The 15,401-nt window shown below is 27.6% G+C and carries 16 protein-coding genes; 2 read left to right on the forward strand and 14 right to left on the reverse strand.

Translation table 11 applies throughout. The features are described from left to right. Nucleotides 1–26 precede the first annotated feature (26 nt). Nucleotides 27–569 carry a hydrolase gene (locus ACRYA_RS08430; protein WP_105916763.1) on the forward strand — a complete coding sequence of 181 codons (543 nt, stop codon included), beginning with the start codon at nt 27–29 and terminating at the stop codon, nt 567–569. 33 nt (nt 570–602) lie between these two features. On the opposite strand, the gene ACRYA_RS08435 is transcribed toward ACRYA_RS08430, so the two are convergent. From ACRYA_RS08435 to ACRYA_RS08490, 12 genes are all read right to left on the reverse strand, one after another. Continuing rightward, nucleotides 603–2,948 carry a PD-(D/E)XK nuclease family protein gene (locus tag ACRYA_RS08435; RefSeq protein ID WP_105916764.1) on the reverse strand — a complete coding sequence of 782 codons (2,346 nt, stop codon included), beginning with the start codon at nt 2,946–2,948 and terminating at the stop codon, nt 603–605. Beyond that, nucleotides 2,938–3,498, reverse strand: coding sequence for a hypothetical protein (locus tag ACRYA_RS08440; RefSeq protein WP_105916765.1), 561 nt, complete (start codon nt 3,496–3,498; stop codon nt 2,938–2,940). The genes ACRYA_RS08435 and ACRYA_RS08440 overlap by 11 nt, the downstream gene beginning before the upstream one ends. A 1-nt stretch (nt 3,499) precedes the next feature. Continuing rightward, complete coding sequence (locus ACRYA_RS08445) at nt 3,500–4,126, reverse strand: hypothetical protein (RefSeq protein WP_105916766.1); 627 nt, start codon at nt 4,124–4,126, stop codon at nt 3,500–3,502. A 103-nt stretch (nt 4,127–4,229) separates the two neighbouring features. Continuing rightward, nucleotides 4,230–4,472 (reverse strand): DUF4006 family protein, encoded by a 243-nt coding sequence (locus tag ACRYA_RS08450; protein WP_105911070.1) that lies wholly within the window; start codon nt 4,470–4,472, stop codon nt 4,230–4,232. Beyond that, complete coding sequence (locus tag ACRYA_RS08455) at nt 4,472–5,365, reverse strand: c-type cytochrome (protein WP_105916767.1); 894 nt, start codon at nt 5,363–5,365, stop codon at nt 4,472–4,474. Before ACRYA_RS08455 ends, ACRYA_RS08450 begins: the two co-directional genes overlap by 1 nt. A 1-nt stretch (nt 5,366) precedes the next feature. Continuing rightward, on the reverse strand, nt 5,367–5,591 hold the full coding sequence (locus ACRYA_RS08460; RefSeq protein WP_105916768.1) for a CcoQ/FixQ family Cbb3-type cytochrome c oxidase assembly chaperone: 225 nt from the start codon (nt 5,589–5,591) through the stop codon (nt 5,367–5,369). Between the two features lie 9 nt (nt 5,592–5,600). Further along, on the reverse strand, nt 5,601–6,266 hold the full coding sequence (gene ccoO / locus ACRYA_RS08465; protein WP_105916769.1) for a cytochrome-c oxidase, cbb3-type subunit II: 666 nt from the start codon (nt 6,264–6,266) through the stop codon (nt 5,601–5,603). Nucleotides 6,267–6,279: 13 nt separating this feature from the next. Further along, on the reverse strand, nt 6,280–7,746 hold the full coding sequence (gene ccoN, locus ACRYA_RS08470; protein WP_105916770.1) for a cytochrome-c oxidase, cbb3-type subunit I: 1,467 nt from the start codon (nt 7,744–7,746) through the stop codon (nt 6,280–6,282). Between the two features lie 152 nt (nt 7,747–7,898). Then, entirely contained in the window at nt 7,899–8,372 is a 474-nt protein-coding gene (smpB, locus tag ACRYA_RS08475; RefSeq protein WP_105916771.1) for an SsrA-binding protein SmpB, read from the reverse strand. A 9-nt stretch (nt 8,373–8,381) separates the two neighbouring features. Further along, nucleotides 8,382–9,137 carry a 4-(cytidine 5'-diphospho)-2-C-methyl-D-erythritol kinase gene (locus tag ACRYA_RS08480; RefSeq protein ID WP_105916772.1) on the reverse strand — a complete coding sequence of 252 codons (756 nt, stop codon included), beginning with the start codon at nt 9,135–9,137 and terminating at the stop codon, nt 8,382–8,384. Then, nucleotides 9,130–9,996, reverse strand: coding sequence for a tRNA pseudouridine(55) synthase TruB (gene truB / locus ACRYA_RS08485; RefSeq protein WP_105916773.1), 867 nt, complete (start codon nt 9,994–9,996; stop codon nt 9,130–9,132). Before truB ends, ACRYA_RS08480 begins: the two co-directional genes overlap by 8 nt. 9 nt (nt 9,997–10,005) lie before the next feature. Further along, nucleotides 10,006–12,060: an ATP-dependent helicase gene (locus ACRYA_RS08490; protein WP_105916774.1), complete on the reverse strand. Its 2,055-nt coding sequence runs from the start codon at nt 12,058–12,060 to the stop codon at nt 10,006–10,008. A gap of 115 nt (nt 12,061–12,175) precedes the next feature. Here ACRYA_RS08490 and ACRYA_RS08495 point away from each other — a divergent pair, with 115 nt between their 5' ends. After that, a complete protein-coding gene (locus ACRYA_RS08495) occupies nt 12,176–13,072 on the forward strand; it encodes a LysR substrate-binding domain-containing protein (protein ID WP_105916775.1) in 897 nt (298 codons plus the stop codon). Between the two features lie 3 nt (nt 13,073–13,075). On the opposite strand, the gene mnmL is transcribed toward ACRYA_RS08495, so the two are convergent. Both mnmL and purF read right to left on the reverse strand, forming a co-directional pair. After that, entirely contained in the window at nt 13,076–14,041 is a 966-nt protein-coding gene (gene mnmL, locus ACRYA_RS08500; protein WP_105916776.1) for a tRNA modification radical SAM protein MnmL/YtqA, read from the reverse strand. Beyond that, nucleotides 14,041–15,387 (reverse strand): amidophosphoribosyltransferase, encoded by a 1,347-nt coding sequence (gene purF / locus ACRYA_RS08505; protein ID WP_105916777.1) that lies wholly within the window; start codon nt 15,385–15,387, stop codon nt 14,041–14,043. The genes mnmL and purF overlap by 1 nt, the downstream gene beginning before the upstream one ends. Between the last annotated feature and the right edge of the window lie 14 nt (nt 15,388–15,401).

The following is a 15,401-nucleotide window of genomic DNA, read 5'->3' on the forward strand; positions in this document are numbered from 1 at the left end:
ATCTCTTTTAATTTTAAGGAGATACTATGAGAATAAATTTAGAAGAGACACTCTTTTGTTTAGTTGATGTTCAAGAAAAACTTTTTCCGCATATTGGAAATAAAGATGAGTTAGAGAGAACTCTTCCAATACTTGTAAAAGGTATGAAAACTTTAGATATTCCTATTATTGTAAATGAGCAGTATAAAAAAGGGATAGGTGAAACAATTCCTGTTTTAAAAGAGTTGGTTTCTGAATATACAGCTTATGAAAAAACTACATTTTCAGGATGCCAGTCAGATGAAATTTTAAATGCCTTTAAAAAATCTGGTAAAAATAATATCGTTGTTGCTGGAATAGAGACTCATGTTTGTGTTCTTCAAACTTGCATAGATTTACTTGAAAATGGTTTTAATGTAATTTTAGTAACAAACTGTTGTGGAAGTAGAACAAAGCTAGACCATAAAATTGCTATAAAAAGACTAGTTCAAGCAGGAGTAGTTCCTACAACTTATGAGTCGATTTTATTTGAATTAACTTTAGATGCAAAAAATCCAAACTTCAAAGCAATATCTTCACTTATAAAATAGTTTAAAATTGGGTTGAAAAACCCATTTTAAAAACTAATCTCTATTACAAATAGTTTTATAAAAACAATAAGTACAAATAGTTTTATCTTCTGTTTTACAAAAATTAATCTTATCTTTACTGTGAATTTTTAAATCATCAAAAATTGTTCTTAAGAGTTCTAATTTTTCATTTAAAACAACTTCTTGCTTCAAAGAATTTTCAAAGATATCATAATAAAAAGCTTTTATATTTGCAGATTCATACAAATTTTTTATTGCTAAGAAATAAAATTCTAGTTGAAAATCACATGATTTGTTATAAGTATTAATAGTATCAATTTTTAAACTTCTAGAAGTTTTATAATCTATTAGTTCATAACTATCTTCAAATTTATCAACTCTATCTATAACTCCAATTAATTCAAATCCATTAAAACTTATAGAAAATTTCTTTTCAATATCAACTATTTGCCTAGTTTTCAATCTATTTTTATCATCATCAAGAAGCTTTTTAATATTATGTTTAAAAATCTCTAAATCAAGAATTAAAAAAGGGTTATCACTTTTGTACTTTAAAAAAATCTCATCTATATTTGAATTTTCATTTTTATAATACTCTTCAAGAATACTATGAACTATATTACCCAGTTCAAAACTCTTTGGAAGCTTTGAAAGTGTATGTTCTTTTAGCTTTAAAATATAGTTTAAGTACCACTTTCTTTTGCACTCTAAAAACATTTTTAATCCACTTGCTGACCAAGACTGCTTTGTTAAATCAATACTTAACAAAATCTCTTCATCTTTATATTCAAGCTTTCTACTATTATATAAAATATCTTTGTATTCATTATCATTTGATGAAATTTTTATATCTCTAAACAACTCATAAGCAAACTTAGAAATATCCTCTTCTTTAGATTCAACATAAGAGATAAATATATTTTTTGAAGAATCAATCAATCTTTTATAATAGTATTTTTGAAGATTCTCTCTATCAATTTTTGTTGGTAAATTTGCTAAATATTTTACTTTAGTAGATAAAAACTTATCTTTTAATGAAATTTTTGGAATAAAAGAGTTATTAAAATCACAAATAATAATAGCATCAAAATCTATAAGTCTTGTTTCGAGAAGTCCCATAACTGTTATTTTTCCAGAATGTGCATCATCTAAAGATATTTTTGCTAATTTTTGAAGAAAAATTTTATAAATATCTTTTAGTCTCAAATCAAAATTTTGTGAAAAAAGTACAAAATTTAACTTATATATCATCTCATCATATTTTTCCAAAAGATCAATATTTTGCTCATTATTTTTCAAAAAATCTGTTATTTGTATAAATTTCTCTTTTTTACAAGGTTTATTCCAAAAATGTTTAATCTCTTTTTCTATAAATTCAAAATCCAAATCCAAGAACTTTAGATTTTCTATATTTTTTTGCTCATTTTCTAATATAAAATTATATATCCCATTTGCTTTTTGATATATATTTTTATTTAAAATACTCTTTCCCATAGAAAAGTTAAAATAGTTTTCTTTGTCAAAAAGCTCTAAAGTTGCAGCAAAACTCTCATCAGGTAATATTACTGCAATTTTATTTGGATTTATACCTAAATTAACACAATTAGCTATTGATGATTTTATATATGAAATTTGATTTAATCTTGAAGAGAAACCTTTAATTTCGATGTTTCTATTAACTTCTTCCGATAATAGTTCATTTATTATCTCTTTTCGAGAAAGATTAATCATATATTTATGATTAATCTTTAACTCAAAATCAATATTTTTAAATACTTGAAGAGATTTTTGATTATAAATATTTGAAAAAAAGTTTATTTTTAAATCTTTAGCTTGAGAAATTTTTATAATAATTTCAAACTCTTGTTTTGTAAAATACCCTTCAAAATATATTGTAATGTCTTCAAAAAGTTCTAAATAATCTAGATTTATCTTATAATTATCTTTTAAATTTAATCTATCAACAAATAAATTCTTATCCAAAAGTTCTTTATAATTTTTTAAAATTTCACCTAATATTTCCAAATGCTCTTTATAAAACTCATAAGTATCTTTTGTTTTAATATCATTTATATCAATACCTTCACTTGATATTTCTAAAAAAAATCTATATATATATTCGCTTTGAGTCAAAAATTTAGTAAAACTAGAACTAATTCCTAGTTTTTTAATGTCAATATCTTTTATAGCTTCACTTAAAAGAAGTATTCTTTGCTCTTCATCACAATAAATTTTATTTTCAAAGTATATAGATTTTTTTAAAAAATCATCAATTGTAAGGCAAGTTGGCAAAAGAGTATTTAGAGACTTTTTTGTCTCTAAATAGTTTCTAATTGCTCTTTGCGTAGGAAAAATTAGGAGTTTTTTTTTACTTAGCATTTGTTTTTATAAAGATAAATCCTGACTCATCTTCTACTTTAAAACTTCCTGTTATAATCCAATTTGTCTCTTCACTTAGATTAAAATTTGTAGTATAAATATTTTTATTATTCGTAAAGTTTTCATCTTTTAGATTCACATTACTATCATCTGACATAGTTTTAGTAATAAGTAAATCAATATTTAAAGGAACTATCTCTTTTGTTAACTTATTTAAAACTATAATTTTTAAGCTATTTTCTCCAATTTTTAAAACATTTTTATGTTTTGAATATTTTTCAATAACTCTTTGACCATATCTTATATCTTCTGTTGTAAGTGGAAAAATGTTTCCATTTAAATCTAATTCTAAACTATATTTTTCCAAAAAATTTATATTTGATGTCATTATAGAGTTATAATTTTCATCTACATATTGGTATTTTTGCATAAAACTTCTATCTTCTACAACAGGGGCTTGCATTGCTTTATATATTGTCCAAATAATCATATAAACAGTAAAAGCAAAAATTGCTATAAAATATAGTGGCCAATAATTTCTTTTTTTCATACTATTTTCTCTTTCGTAAAATTGCATAAATATATGCTAAAAGAGCAGCCAATAATACAAAATATATAAAAACTCTCCAGATTGTACTAGCAACTCTTCCTTGATTCCCAATATTACTCTCAAGTTCAATATTTTTAGAATCTGCCAATTTATCAGCTATTGCTGCATAGCCATTTAATACAGAAGCACTTATTTTTGAACCAACTGTATTTTTATCTTTTGATGCCAACAAAGGCACAACATAATCATCAAGGATTTCGTTTTTATCTATTATTTTTTCTAAACTGTCACTGTAGTATAAATTCACATGAGTATCTTCAAGTGAAATTGTTATTATCACATAAGGGTTTTCAAGATTTTTTAAAATATCTAATTCATAATTTTTTATATAATCTATTTTATCTTTTGTAGTTATACTTTTATCTAAATTGAAACTAGAAGTTGCATAAACATAAATATTCACACCAGTTTTTGTTTTAACTTCACTACCAATCTCAACAATCTTATTTTTTGCTCTTATATCTATTAAATCATCTTTTAATATAAAATTTTGTGCAAAACCGTTTGTATATAAAAAAAGTAGAAGTGAAAAAATCACCCCTACTTTTAAAGAATTAAAATTTCTCATTTAACCAACAAATACTTTTGCTTGGTCAAAAAATGCATAATAAATCGTCATAAGAGCCGAAACCAAAAGTAAAATAGTAATTAATCTGTCCATACTTCACTCCTTATTTACCATTACCAATTAATTGGTAATGTTTGTGGTTATCAGGACTATTTGCTTTTAAGGCATTTAAGTCTTGATTAATTTGATAAGCATTAGAAGCTTCTCTTTGCTGAACTAAAACACCATTAAAAACTAATACTGCAAGAATTGTTAAAAGTAAAACAACAGCTATTAACATTCCTGTTATACCGTGTAATTTAAAAATTCCTCTTTCATTTTCATTCATTTGTGTATTATTTGCCATTACTTATCTCCTAAACTTCTAATATATGAAGCTAAAGCTTTCTCTTGAGTCTCATTTAATCTTTCGTTAAAGCTTGGCATATGACCTAAAAGACCTTTTTTACCTTGTTTTAAAACAGCTGTTACAAGAGAATCATCATAAGATTTAATATTTGGACCTACCATTGGCATTCCTTCTCCATTATCACCATGACAAGCTGCACAAGTTGCATAAGCTACTGGTTGCTCACCTTTAAATCCATTTGCTACATAAGCAGAAACTTCTTTAATATCAGCATCTTCACTAAGCATCATTGGAGGCATTCCACCTGGGTATGCTTCAGTTAAATGATTTGAACCATTTCTAATTGTGTACTCAACTTGATCTTTACTCATTCTTTTTGTTAAGTCTTGAGCTTTTCCTGCAATTCCTTCTGCATCAACTCCATGACAAGGAGCACATTGTACTAAAAATATAGACTGTCCCATTGCTTTTAGAGTTTGCTCATTTGGATTTGTCCATTTTTGCTCAAACTTTGCATTATATTCATTTGTTTCTTCATTCCATTGACCAATTTGAGAAAATCCATTAATTGGATAACCAACTGTGAAATACCAAAACATCCAAACAATTGCAATAACAAATGCTATAGCCCAACCTGTTGGAACAGGGTTTTTATATTCACCAATTCCATCCCATTTTTCATCAGCTAGCTCACCACTTGCTGTATCATTCTTCATCTGATTAATATATTTTAAAACAACAAACGTACTAATAGTAATAATAGCAGCTGCTCCCAAAAATGTTAATGCATTGATATAATCATCACTAATAAAAGCATCACCTGCAACAAAGTAAGTTCCTGCCATTAATGCGATGATAAGAATTATTCCACCTATAACCATAGATTTCATCTTATTTCTCCTTATTACCTATAACTTTTTTAATATCTCTTTCTTCAAGAGGAACAGAAACACTTGAATCATCATGTACAAGTTTAGAATACTTTTCAAAATCTCTTTCACCTTTTTTCTGCCTTCTATACAAGGAAAAAGCATAAGAGTAGAATAATATAAATACTACTAATATTAAAAAGAACTTTGCATAACCTTGAAATGTCATCAGTGTTTCATAATCCATAATGAACCTCTATTTTAAAGAATTTAAATATGCAATTAATGCAACAATTTCAGGAACTTCACCATTTGCAACAGCTTGTTTAACCTTCTCATCTTTCATGTCAGCAGCAATAGCTTTTGCTTCTAAAAGAGCCGCAGCTTTTGCTTCTTCCCAAGTTCCTAGTTTTGGCATACCTTCTTGATCATATGGAGTATTAAATACTGTTTTTACAGTATAAGCTTCCGCATATGCAGTCTCTATATCAGCAATATTAGTAAAATGATGCTCATATGCAGGCATAATACTTCCTGGAACAACTGCTTTTGGATCTCTCATATGGTTTTCATGCCAATCTGTAGTTCTATAATTTCCAACTCTCATTAAATCAGGACCAGTTCTTTTTGATCCCCATAAAAATGGTCTATCATAAGCATACTCACCACTTAAAGAGTACATACCATATCTATCAGTCTCTGATTTAAATGGTCTTACCAACTGAGAGTGGCATGCATTACAAGAATCTTTAATATAAACATGTCTTCCTGTTAATTCCAACACTGAATATGGTTTTGTACCAACTGTTGGTCTTGCTTGCTTTGCAAAGTCTGGAATTGCTTCAATTACACCTGCAAATGAAACAAATATAAATACCATTACCGCAAAGAAAAACGGTCTTTGTTCTAACCAATGAAACATTTTTTCCCCTTTCTTAAGCAGCTACTGGAGTTGCATTTACTGGTTCTTTATCAAGTACTCTACCACATCTAATTGTTTTGTAGATGTTGTAAGCAAACATAAAGAAACCGATTAAGTACATTAAACCACCAACCGCTCTAATTGTATAGTATGGATGTAACACCGTAACTGTATCAATAAATGAGTAAACTAATGAACCATACTCATCATAAGCTCTCCACATCATACCTTGAGTAATACCTGCAATCCACATAGATGTAAAGTACAAAATAATTCCAACTGTTTGTAACCAGAATTGTGTCTCCATCAATGATTTTGAATATATCTCTCTTTTAAACATTCTAGGAACCATATGGAATAAGGCAGCCATAATCATAAATACTAACCATCCTAAAACTGCATCATGAACATGCCCTGGAATCCAATCTGTAAAGTGTGCAATAGCATTAACAGATTTAATAGACTGAATTGGTCCTTCAAGTGTTGTTAACATATAGAATGTTGAAGCTAAAACCATAAATTTAATTACAGTATTAGATTGTAACTGATTCCACTCACCTTTCATAGTTAAAAGCATATTAATCGCAGATCCCCATGATGGTAAAATTAAAACAACAGACATAACAGAACCCATAGTTTGCATCCAATCTGGAACAGTACTATAAATCAAGTGGTGTCCACCAGCCCATAAATAAACAAATAATAATCCCCAGAATGCTAGGATTGATAGTTTATATGAATAAATATTTTGACCTGATTCTTTTGGTAAGAAGTAGTAAATTAATGCAATAATAGGAGTAGTAAATACGAATGCAACAGCATTGTGTCCATACCACCATTGAATAATAGCATCATTTGTACCAGCATACATAGAAACAGAGTGTATCCAAGAACCATACCCACTTACAAGTGCAGTTGGAACTTCCATATTATTGAATAAATAAAGCATTGCAACTGCTATAAATGTAGCAATAAAATACCAAATAGAAATATATAAAGTTCTTTCTCTTCTAATTCCAATAATACCAAATACCGAAATACCCCATAGAACCCAGAAAACAACAACTAGAATATCTAGTGGCCACTCAAGTTCTGCATACTCTTTTGAAGTTGTAATACCCATAAAAAGAGTAACAACAGCTAATAGAATTGTTATAAAATATACCCAGAAATGCAGTTTTGCAATTACCATTAAAAAAGGAGACTCTTTTAATGAAACTTTTAAAACCCTTTGCGATATATAATACCAACCAGCAAAAACCCCACTCAGTGTAAATCCAAAAGCAACACCATTTGTGTGCAATGGTCTTAATCTACTGAAAGTACCATACTCTCCTGCTAAGTAATTTAGCTCTGGAAAAGCTAATTGAAAAGCAAGTACAACACCAATTGTCATACCAATGATACCAAACAAGATTGTTGTAAATGTAAAACACTTAGCAACAGAGTAGTCATACTCAATTTGTGCACTGTTTTGCATCAATTTCCTCCTACAAAATTTATATACAAGTCACAAAATGTCACTCATTAGCCAAAATAGTATCGAAGAAAAACTTAAACTAAACAAAAAAATTAACAATAAATTAACAAATTAGCTCTATTTATTAAAATAAAATCAAGATAAAAATTATCTTATTTATACGATTTTACTGCTTGTTCACTCTCTCTTTTTAGAGTTTTTTCTTTTAAAACTTCTCTTTTATCATGTAGTTTTCTACCTTCAGCAGTTGCAACTTGAACTTTTACCATGTTTTTTTCATTAAAATACAATTTTGTACAAACAAGTGTTATCCCATCTTTTGTTACTTTTGAGTACATTTTTGCTATTTGTTTTGAGTGTAAAAGTAGTTTTCTAGATCTTCTTTCATCCGGTCTATAAGTACTATGAGTTGTGCTTAAATGTGATATATGTGCATTTAAAAGAAAAACTTCACCTTTAATTATTCTCACAAAACTATCTTTTAAGTTTACCCTTCCTTCTCGAATAGCTTTTACTTCACTTCCTTCAAGCATAATTCCAGCTTCAAGGCTATCTAAAATTGTGAAATCATGAAATGCTTTTTTATTTTTAAATACTAAATTCTTTTTTAATTCTTTTTTTGCCACATAATTTCCTTATAAAATTTTAAAAAATGAGCTTCCACTTCCACTAAAAAACCAATTATCTTTTTCAAATTTCTTTAAATCTTGGTTTAAATCCAAAGCTGAAAAATACAAATCATTTGCTTCATTTATACTAAATTTTTTTAAAATATCTTTTGAATTTGTAACAAAAAGCTCTTTAACTTCATCTTTATTCAACTCTTTATAAAACTTTTCCCTAAAATTTTTATATATTTTTGTTGTATCACAAGGAATTTTTGGAGTAATAACTTCGATATTAAGTGACTCTTCCTTAAACTCTTCAACAATTTCACCGATTCCACTAACATTTGCACTATCAAATTCATATACAAAAAATGGTACGTCAGCTCCTATATTTGAGCCAATTGTTGCTAATTCTTCTTTAGTTAAATTCAAATTACAAGCTTGATTCACCATGTTTAAAAAAGTTGCACAATTTGAACTTCCACCACCAAGTCCCGCAAATTCTGGAATATTTTTATCTATTTTCACAATATTTTGTTTAAAAAACTCTTTTACACCATCAAATTTTTCAAGTTGTTTGTAAGCTTTATAAACTGTATTTTTTTCTAAAATACATGAAAAATTTCCCTCAATCGAAAAATTATCAACATCTTTTTTTATAAAACTAATAGTATCAAAAAGATTTTTTACTCTTACAAATCTTGAAGATATTAGGTGATAATTATCTCTTAATCCAACAATTTTTAAAAAAATATTTACCTTTGCATATGATTTTTTAGTCATTTTTTGCCTCTATTTTTGGAACTTTATTTAATAAATATTTAACTTCATCACCTATTATTTCTATAATAGAAAAAAATGTATCAACCTCTATAATATATTTTCCATCTATTTTTATGCTCAAATAATCTTTTGAAATTCGTTTACCAACTTCTAACCACTCTTTTGTTCCAGTATAGTTATTTTTTGGTAAATCTATAAAATCAAGTGGATTTAACTCTTTGTGATTTTCGAAATAAAATTTTCCTTCACTAACTCTTTCAAGATAACTCAAAGTTCCAATAGAGCCAATATTCTTTAAAAATATTTGTGCTAAAGAGCGAATATATGAACCTTCGCTAACTTTTACTTCAAAGCTTATAAAAGGATGATTGTATCTAATAAATTTTATATCAAATACCTTCATAATTGAGCTTTTTAGCTCAAATTCTAATCCTTCTCTAGCAATTTCATAAGCTTTTTGTCCATTTACTCTTTTGGCTGAAAATTTTGGAGGAATATACTCTATTTCACCTTTTAATTTTTCAATCTCTTTTTTTATAAAATCAGTATCAAGTTTTTTTTGAAATCCTATATTTTGGATTCTCTCAATATCTAATGATTCAGAACTAACTCCAAGCCAAATAACAGCTTTATAAACTTTTGGAGCTTTTTCTAAATATTTAAAAAGCTTTGCATATTGTCCAAATGCAACAATCAAACAACCTTTTGCAAAAGGGTCAAGAGTTCCACTAAATCCAGCTTTTTTATTTTTATAAGCTCTTTTAAATCTATTTAAATAGAAATTTGAACTAATAAACATTGGTTTATTTACCACAAAAAGCTTATTTATTTCACCTTTTTCATAAACTCTTTTTTGCAAATTTTACCTCTAGTTTTTCTCTACAAAAGATGACAAAATATCTCTTTTTTGTCCACCAAAATTTATAGTAAGCTTATAATCTTTTCCAGCATTTACAGCTTTTTCAACTCTTCCTTGTCCAAAAATTTTATGACTTACCATATCACCTTTTTTAAATCCAGAGCTTTTTTCAATAACTAAACTTCCTTTTACTAAACCACTTTCAACCAAAAATCTACTTTTATTTAATTGAGCTCTTTTCCCTTTATAAAATCTTGAATGTACAAAAGATAGAGTTAAATTATCCATAGCTCTTGTAAATGCAACATATCCTAATCGTCTTTCTTCTTCTAAATCTGTACCATCTCCAATAATTGGGAAAAATCCTTCTTCAAGCCCAATAATAAAAAGATGCTTAAACTCTAAACCTTTTGAAGCATGAATACTCATCATGGAAATAGCATCGTTACTATGTTCATCATTTTGATTTTCTAATGCAATTTCATTTAAAAAATCTTTTAAATCTAAGTGTGGATTTTGTAAGAAAAAATCTCTTATATATCCATAAAATTCATCTATATTTGCTTGTCTGTCAAAACCATCTGGAAGATTATCATAAGAAGCTCTATAATCAAAAGTCTCTTCAAAACTATCTAAAAGCCTCATTCTTGACTGAATCATAAGTTCTCGCAAATCTAAAATAGATGCTTCAAAAACTTTTATAGTTCTTGCATTTTTCTTACCAACAATTGCACTTAATTCATCAGCATTTAACTTTTGAATCATATCAAAAATAGAACTATTTAACTCATTTGCTTTCTCTTCAAGTTTATCAATAGTAGTTGCCCCTATTCCTCTTTTTGGCTTATTTATAACTCTTTTTATAGAAAAATTATCACTTAAATTTGTTAAAATTCTAAAATAAGCTATTAAATCTTTTATCTCTGTTCTTTCATAAAATTTCATTCCACCAACAAGTTTATAATTAAGCCCTGCTTTATTAAATCCCTCTTCTAAAGAACGACTAAGAGCATTTACTCTAAATAAAATTGCAATATCTTTAGCTTTTTCATCTGTTTGTAACAATCTTTTTATATCATCAACTAGTTTTCTTGTCTCTTCATTTTCATCGTGAGACTCATAAACTTTTATAGAGCTACCTTTATCTTTTGTACCTACAAGTTTTTTACCTAACCTATCTCTGTTGTGCTCTATTAAAGCATTTGCATGATGTAAGATAGTATCAGTTGATCTATAATTCTCTTCAAGTTTAACAATAGTTGCTCTTTTGAAATGTTCATTAAAATTCAAAATATTTTTAATTGTTGCCCCTCGCCATCCATAAATACTTTGATCATCATCTCCAACAACACATAGATTATCATGATTTGAGCAAAGAAGCCTTAAAAGTCTGTATTGAAGTTCATTTGTATCTTGGTACTCATCTACCATAATATATTGATACTTTTGACTTGTAGATTCTGCTAATTTTTGATTATTTTTTAAAATCTTATAAGGCAGAAGAAGTAAATCATCAAAATCTACAAGATTATTTTTTAATAAATGCTCTTCATATTTTTCATAAATATCTGCAATTTCACTATAAAGCTTTCCTTGTGCTTGTGATTTTACCTCACTTGGAGTCATAATAGAGTTTTTATATTTTGATACTTCGCTTCCTAAAAGTGCAGTTGGTATCTCTTTGTTTATTGATTTTAAAACTCTTCTTTTGTCATCACTATCTATTATTATAAAATTATTCTTTCTATTTAATTCACTTATATAAAACTTCAAAAAAAGAAGTCCAAATTTGTGAAATGTACATAAAAGTGGAGGTGTATTTAAACTATTTGTATCTAAAAGAGAAAAAGCTCTATCTCGCATCTCATTTGCAGCTTTATTTGTAAATGTAAGAGTTAAAATACTTTTCGGATCTATTCCAATAGAAATTAAATATGCTAATCTAGTTGTAATTGTTTTTGTTTTTCCGCTTCCAGCACCTGCTAAAATGAGCAAAGGTCCATCTATATGTTGAGCAGCACTTTTTTGTGAATCGTTTAGTGATATTAATAAATTTTCAGACATTTTTTCTCCAATAAAGTTAGATTATATCATAAAATTTATAAAAATATTATATCTCTTAATTATTCTATATATAAATAAATGTTATCATTTTGCCAATTTATTTTTGGAGAATTTAATGCTCAATGATTTTGCTAAACTGGAGACTTTTTTAACTGTTGTAAGAGAGAAGTCTTTTTCAAAAGCATCTGCTAAACTAGGTATTTCTCAACCAGCTGTTACTCAACAAATGAAGTTTATAGAAGATTACCTAGATGTTCAAATTGTTGATAGAAAAAAAAATGGTATTAAGCTCACAAAAGAGGGACAAATTCTTCATGGAATTGCTTTAAAAATCGAAAAGTGTGTTAACAATGCTGAAAAAGAACTTTTAAAAATAATGAATAAAAACACAACTTTTATCTTCGGTGCTAGTTTTATAATAGGAAATTATATTCTTCCTAGATTTTTAAACAATTTAAAAGAGAATATTCACAATGATGTGTCAATAAATGTATCTGTTTCACATGAAGCAATAGAAGACTTACTAGATAAAAAAATTGATATTGCACTTGTTGAAAACTATATTTCAAATGATGAGATTATTTATAGAGAATGGATGGAAGATGAGATTGTAATATTCTCAAACCAAAAACTTCCTGCAAGGGCAAAACCTGATGATTTGTTATCTTATAAATGGATTTGTAGAAATCCTGAGTCAAATACAGGGTCAATTTTTAAAGAGTGTCTTGAAAAAGCAAACTATCCTGATTGTGATACATTTGAAGTTACAAGTGAAGTTACAAGTGCTACAACTATTGTTCAAACTGTTTTACACTCTGATAAAAATGCAACTCCAGCTGTTTCTATTGTATCAAGAAATGCTATTGAATCACTACTTAAATCAGGAGCTTTATTTGAATCAAGAATTGGCAATCAAAAAATGATAAGAAAACTATACATTGCTTATAGAAAAGACAGAAAACATGATGCATTTATAGAAAATGTTGTGGATTATTTATTAAAAATAAAATAAATATTAATAAATAAACCCTTTCTCTTCAAGTGCAACTCTTATGCTTTTCATCTGTTGGTGTTTATTTTTACACCAAAAAGGTGATAAAAGCGTGTCATCCTCTATTCCTGCTGTTACTCTTTGAACAGATATATTTTGCGGTAAATTAACAATAGATTTTACAACTGTATCTATATATAACTCTTCACTTATTGGGGTAAACCTTCCCTTTTTAAACTCATTTGTAAGAAGTGTATTTTTTACAACATAAAGTGGGTGAAATTTAATACTATCAACTTTTAAATCAATTGTTTGTTTAAATGTTTCTAACATCATTTCTTGATTCTCATCTGGTAAACCATAAATTAAATGTCCACAAACATTTAATCCTTTATCTTTTGTTCTTTTTATCCAATATTTCATATTTTCAATATTATCTGCTCGATTTATTTTATCTAATGTAGTTTGAAAAAAACTTTGAATTCCATACTCTATCCAAATCTCTTTTTCTTTAGATTTTTCATACAAATAATCTAAAATCTCATCTGTTACACAATCTGTTCTTGTACCAATACTAAGTCCTATAACATCATCAAAACTAAGAGCTTTTTCATATAAAGATTTTAAAGTTGAAAGTGGAGCATAAGTATTTGTAAAAGATTGAAAATATACTATAAATTTTTTTGCTTTAAATTTATTTTCTAACCTTTTTTTTGTTGCAATAAACTGCATTTCAAGTTGTTTTAGCTGGTTTTCTAAAAATGGATTATGTTCTATATTTGGATTTAATTTGAACTTAGATTTTTTATCTTGTAGATTTGGGCTAAAAGAGTCATTTTCACAAAAAGAACAACCTCCTTTTGCTTTTGTTCCATCAATATTTGGACATGTAAAACCTGATATCGATATTGGAATCTTATAAACTTTTTCACCAAACTTTTTTTTGAAGTATCGACCAATAGTCAATACCTCTTTTAAATTTTTATTCATTATGCTTTTACGAAATAGTCTCCATCAAAACTTTCAAGCGCATAGTGTCTATCATCTCCTATTGCACTTACTAAATCATCTATTGAAAGATACTCTAAACTGTCAGCTTCAATATATTTACAAACTTCATCTTTAGTCATTTGAGTTGAGATTAATTCCTCTTTTGTAGGTGTATCAATTCCATAAAAACAAGGGAATTTTATCTCAGGACTTGCAACTCTAAAATGAACCTCTTTTGCACCTGCTTCTTTTAACATTTTTACTATTCTTTTTGAAGTTGTTCCTCTTACAATAGAATCATCAATCACAAGTAAAGATTTTCCAGCAATAATTGAACTCATAGGACTTAGCTTCATTTTTACTTTTAAGTTTCTCATCTCTTGAGTTGGCTCTATAAATGTTCTTCCAATATAGTGATTTCTAATAATTCCGTATTTAAAAGGAATCCCACTAGCTGCTGCATAACCAAGAGCTGCTGGAACTCCACTATCTGGAACAGGAACAACCATATCATATTTTATTTTGCTATTTGCATCATTTTTAGCCAAAGCTTTACCCATATTCTCTCTTGTTGTATATACATTTTTACCATCAATTACAGAATCTGGTCTAGCAAAATATACATATTCAAAAGCACATGGTCTAAATTCTGGTTCAAAAAGTTGAACAGATTCAATATCATCTTCTTCACTAAATATTAACATCTCACCAGGTCTTACATCTCTAATAAACTCTGCTCCAACTAAATCAAAAGCACATGTTTCACTAGCAACTATATATCCACCACTTTTTAATTTTCCTAAAGACAGAGGTCTAATTCCATATCTATCTCGTATTACAAACTGTTTACTTCTACTTTGAACAATAAAGCAATATGCTCCAATAGTTCTATTTAAAGCTTCAATAATTCTATCTTTTAGATGATCTTTTGTATTTTTTGCTATTAGATGAATCAGATTTTCAGTATCCATTCCTGTTTGGAAAATAGCACCTTTATCTATCAAATCATTTCTTACTTCATCTTTGTTTATAAGATTACCATTGTGAACGATTGATATTTGACCCAATTTATATTTTGCATAAACAGGTTGAGCATCTAAAACAGAATCACTTCCAGCTGTTGCATAACGATTATGACCAATTGCCATATTTCCTTTTAAGTAAGTTAGCGCCTCTTCATTAAATACTTCAGAAACCAAACCTCTATCTTTTTTTGTATATATTTTCCCATCACATGATGATGAAATTCCAGTTGCCTCTTGACCTCTATGTTGCATAGCAAAAAGAGCTATTGAAGCTAATCTTGCTGCATTGTCATTTCCATAAATTCCTACTATTGCACACATTGTTGATTTCCTTA

The organism is Aliarcobacter cryaerophilus ATCC 43158 (assembly GCF_003660105.1).
Lineage (GTDB): Bacteria > Campylobacterota > Campylobacteria > Campylobacterales > Arcobacteraceae > Aliarcobacter > Aliarcobacter cryaerophilus.

Coding starts and splice junctions, on each gene's coding strand:
- ACRYA_RS08430 (WP_105916763.1), top strand. CDS start 27: ATGAGAATAAATTTAGAAGAGACACTCTTTTGTTTAGTTGATGTTCAA.
- ACRYA_RS08435 (WP_105916764.1), bottom strand. CDS start 2,948: ATGCTAAGTAAAAAAAAACTCCTAATTTTTCCTACGCAAAGAGCAATT.
- ACRYA_RS08440 (WP_105916765.1), bottom strand. CDS start 3,498: ATGAAAAAAAGAAATTATTGGCCACTATATTTTATAGCAATTTTTGCT.
- ACRYA_RS08445 (WP_105916766.1), bottom strand. CDS start 4,126: ATGAGAAATTTTAATTCTTTAAAAGTAGGGGTGATTTTTTCACTTCTA.
- ACRYA_RS08450 (WP_105911070.1), bottom strand. CDS start 4,472: ATGGCAAATAATACACAAATGAATGAAAATGAAAGAGGAATTTTTAAA.
- ACRYA_RS08455 (WP_105916767.1), bottom strand. CDS start 5,365: ATGAAATCTATGGTTATAGGTGGAATAATTCTTATCATCGCATTAATG.
- ACRYA_RS08460 (WP_105916768.1), bottom strand. CDS start 5,591: ATGGATTATGAAACACTGATGACATTTCAAGGTTATGCAAAGTTCTTT.
- ccoO (WP_105916769.1), bottom strand. CDS start 6,266: ATGTTTCATTGGTTAGAACAAAGACCGTTTTTCTTTGCGGTAATGGTA.
- ccoN (WP_105916770.1), bottom strand. CDS start 7,746: ATGCAAAACAGTGCACAAATTGAGTATGACTACTCTGTTGCTAAGTGT.
- ACRYA_RS08480 (WP_105916772.1), bottom strand. CDS start 9,137: ATGACTAAAAAATCATATGCAAAGGTAAATATTTTTTTAAAAATTGTT.
- ACRYA_RS08490 (WP_105916774.1), bottom strand. CDS start 12,060: ATGTCTGAAAATTTATTAATATCACTAAACGATTCACAAAAAAGTGCT.
- ACRYA_RS08495 (WP_105916775.1), top strand. CDS start 12,176: ATGCTCAATGATTTTGCTAAACTGGAGACTTTTTTAACTGTTGTAAGA.
- mnmL (WP_105916776.1), bottom strand. CDS start 14,041: ATGAATAAAAATTTAAAAGAGGTATTGACTATTGGTCGATACTTCAAA.
- purF (WP_105916777.1), bottom strand. CDS start 15,387: ATGTGTGCAATAGTAGGAATTTATGGAAATGACAATGCAGCAAGATTA.